The sequence below is a fragment of the Micrococcales bacterium genome (assembly GCA_009784895.1).
In the GTDB taxonomy this organism is placed as follows: Bacteria; Actinomycetota; Actinomycetes; order Actinomycetales; family WQXJ01; genus WQXJ01.
On the sequence record WQXJ01000103.1, the window covers coordinates 1 to 2,983 of the forward strand.

At 61.9% G+C, this 2,983-nt stretch carries 3 protein-coding genes; 2 read left to right on the top strand and 1 reads right to left on the bottom strand.

Annotation, left to right across the window (positions count from 1 at the left end; translation table 11 throughout):
• Together FWD29_10110 and FWD29_10115 are read left to right on the top strand one after the other, a co-directional pair.
• On the top strand, positions 1-1,175 hold a 1,175-nt coding region (locus FWD29_10110; protein ID MCL2804282.1), incomplete at its 5' end, for a VanW family protein.
• 251 nt (positions 1,176-1,426) lie between these two features.
• The gene (locus FWD29_10115) at positions 1,427-2,689 is read left to right on the top strand and encodes an ATP-binding protein (protein MCL2804283.1); all 1,263 of its coding nucleotides are present in this window, start codon (positions 1,427-1,429) and stop codon (positions 2,687-2,689) included.
• A 31-nt stretch (positions 2,690-2,720) separates the two neighbouring features.
• On the opposite strand, the gene FWD29_10120 is transcribed toward FWD29_10115, so the two are convergent.
• Entirely contained in the window at positions 2,721-2,942 is a 222-nt protein-coding gene (locus FWD29_10120; protein MCL2804284.1) for a hypothetical protein, read from the bottom strand.
• Positions 2,943-2,983 lie beyond the last annotated feature (41 nt).

Here is a 2,983-nt window from a genome sequence, read left to right on the forward strand (position 1 = left end):
AAGCCGCCACCAGCTATGTGAAAGAAAACTGGTTGGAAGCCAAAGAGCCCTGGACACTGCCGGTAGTTGAGGTCGCACCGAACATCGACCAGGCTGAGCTGGATCAGGCCGTCAAGACGATCGCCGAACCGCTACTATCCGGGCCGGTCACGGTCAAAGTTGACACTTCGAGCGTCGAGCTGCCGGTCGAAGAAGTGGCCGCGGCCGCCCAGATCGAGCCCAGCGAAGGCCACCTAGTTCTGAGCTTCAACGCCGAACTCTTAATGGCTTCAGTTTCCAAACAGTCACCGGTCGACCTGCTGACCGAACCGCAAGACGCCCACTTTGCGATTGTTGACGGGGTGCCGCAAATCGAAGACGGCGTCGCAGGCGAAGGTGTCGACCCGGACCAGCTTGTTGACCAAGTCGCCAAGGCCGCCATCAGCACAGACCAGCGTGTCGCCACGGTCGAACTGATCAAAACCGATCCGGCCGCTGGGCGAGCCGAACTGGAGAAAATGGGAGTCAAAGAGCAGGTCAGCCGCTTCGAGACAATAGCTCCTTACAACCCGACGCGGACCAGAAACCTAGTCAAGGCGGCCGAGCTAGTTAGTGGCACCCTGGTCAAACCGGGCGAGACGTTCTCGCTGGACCAAGCCCTGGGGCACCGATCAGCTGAAAACGGCTGGACCTCGGCCGGAGTGGTTATCAACGGCAAAATGGAAGAAGGCATTGGTGGCGGGTTGTCGCAGTTTTCAACCACGCTTTACAACGCCTCGTTCTTAGCCGGTATGGAGGATGTTGAACACACCCCACATTCGAACTGGTTCAGCCGCTATCCCAAGGGCCGCGAGGCCACTTTGTGGGAGGGCATGCTGGACAACAAGTTCAAGAACAACACGCCCTACGGCGTGGTTCTAGTGGCCGGCGTTACCAGCGACAACGTGGTCTGGGTCGAGCTGTGGTCAACCAAGTATTGGGCGGTCGAAGCGGGTTTTGGCGAGCCGTACAACTACACCGCGCCGCGCACCATCGAGGATCCATCCGCAGACTGCAAACCCCAAGCCGCCGGCGGGTCTGGTTTTACCATCGAGTTTTGGCGCAAGTTGACGCTGGCTGGCGAGGTCAAAGAGGAACGAACCTGGAAGCACACCTACTCCCCCATCAACGCCTACAAATGCACCAAGGAGGGGTGAGGCCATTGGTCATAAGCCGAGCCAGGAGCTGTTGACGAGGCCTTTGGCCTAGGGAGCACCAAATACCAGCCGAAAGCCAAAGGTCAGGCGGCCTTCTGGACCCAGGCGGCGACATCGGCCAGCCGGGCGCCACCCCGGAAGGCCCCTCGAGTTCTCCCCCTTAGACCCCCTCGAGTTCTCCCCCTTAGACCCCCTCGAGTTCTCCCCCTTAGACCCCCTCGAGTTCTCCCCCTTCATGCTAGGATATGCGCATGAATGGCCAGGTTGAGCTCGTGCAGCGGCGACTGTTGTCGGTCGCCCTCGAGCGCCTGGCCGACGAACCAGCTGTGTTGCTCCAGGGGCCTCGAACCGTCGGCAAATCGACGGTGCTCAGGCAAATCGCGGCGGTGATCGGCGGTCACCTAGTTGACGCCGACGACCCAGCCACATTGGCGGCACTGCGCGACGACCCGTCGTTCTTCGTCGATGTTCCCGGCCCAGTTCTGATTGACGAGTATCAGCGCGCCCCCATTGTGCTGGATGCGATCAAGACCGTGCTAAACAGGCCTCCGACCCGGCCAGGGCGTTTCGTATTGACCGGGTCAACCAGCCACCAGTCCTTGCCGAAAGCCGCGCAGGCTTTGACCGGTCGCCTGCACCGAATGGCGATTCTGCCTCTAGCCCAGTGCGAAACGGAAGGCAGCACTGGCCTGCTGAAAATGCTTTTCGACCAGGGCGAGGCCGCCGCGAAGGCATTGCCTTCGACCACCACACGGAAGGACTACATCGATCGAATAGTTGCCGGCGGGTTTCCGCTCGCCCTGCGGAGGAGTGAGGCGGCTCGATCGCGCTGGTTCGAAGACTACATCAGCCTGACTCTGGAGCGCGATGCGGTCGAGCTCAGGCGCACCCGGCAGGCCGACCAGCTGCCCCAGGTGCTTCGACAGCTAGCATCCCAAAGCGCGCAGATGCTCAACTACGCCCGAGTCGCGGACGCCATGGGAGCCAAGGCCGAGACGGTCACCGCCCACACGCGGGTACTTGAAGCCGTTTTCCTGGTCCGCCTGCTGCCTGCCTGGGACAAGCGCCTGAGCGCCCGCACCTCCGCGAAACCCAAGGTTCATCTGGTGGATTCGGGAGTGGCCGCCCGTCTCTTGCGCATGACGGCGGCCAAACTCGAACTGAGGGATCCGACTGCTCTGACCGAGTTTGGGCACCTCCTTGAGACATTCGTGGTCGGTGAACTGCTCAAAGAGGCTGGTTGGATGGATGGCATCGCGACCGTTGGGCACTGGCGCACATTCGACGGCGACGAGGTCGACTTGATTATCGAGCGGGACAGCGGCCAGGTCATCGCCTTCGAAGTCAAGGCCGGTAGCCGAGTTGGAGGCAAGGCCTTTCGGGGCCTGAGCAGACTCCGGTCAGCGCTTGGGGACGCGTTTGGGCTTGGCGTGGTTCTGCACACCGGCCAACAGTCTTTCCGCCACGACGACCGCTTGTTGGCTCTTCCAGTAGACCGCCTGTGGCGACCCTGACCGGCACCGGTCACGGTGGAGGGCGCGCCGCCTATTTGAGGCGGGCGGTGCGGGTGGGTTTGATGACGTGGACGATGCCGATTTCCGCCGCTTGGATTGTGCGCTGGCCATGGCGGGTGTCGAGTACCAGTTCGTCTGGGCTGGCTTTGACCAGGTAACCGATCGAATCGGCGTAACCACCCTGCGCCAGGCGGCAGCGCACGGTCAGCCTGGTGCCCAGCGGAATCTCCAGCCAACTCGGTGTTTCAGCCACGGCGGCACTCCTTAGAAGCGGATTGGGTTGAAAACGTCAGC